The following is a 386-nucleotide window of genomic DNA, read 5'->3' as shown; positions in this document are numbered from 1 at the left end:
CTTCATCAATGCGAATTGTTGAAGTAAATTTCTCTCCGCCATGAACAATACGGTGGCCAACAGCGACTAAGTCTTTGTTGAAGCCTAGCGTGTCCATGAGTGCCACAATGCGGTCTATTGCATGTTGATGGTGGCTGTCAGGTGCAGTAATCGCTTCTTCTGTTTTTTCACCGTTGAATTTCCAGCTGATCACAGCTTCTGGTAATCCAAAACATTCACCAAGGCCAGTAACGATATCATCACCGGTGTTTGCGTCGATAACAGCAAACTTTAAAGATGAACTTCCAGAGTTGATGACTAGAACAAGCGAGTTCGACATTAATATGCATCCTGTTTGGGCTGAGAGATGAAGCCAACGCTTCAATTTTTGTGTGCCTCTATTATTC

At 43.5% G+C, this 386-nt stretch carries 1 pseudogene; it reads right to left on the bottom strand.

Annotated elements, in window-relative coordinates:
* Positions 1-319, bottom strand: a pseudogene (locus BCU12_RS11810) (acetate kinase); the annotation flags it as partial.
* Between the last annotated feature and the right edge of the window lie 67 nt (positions 320-386).

The sequence above is a fragment of the Vibrio sp. 10N.261.55.A7 genome (assembly GCF_002877365.1).
Classification (GTDB): domain Bacteria; phylum Pseudomonadota; class Gammaproteobacteria; order Enterobacterales; family Vibrionaceae; genus Vibrio.
The sequence above is the reverse complement of the archived record's forward strand: the minus strand, read 5'-3'. Positions and strand labels throughout refer to the sequence as shown.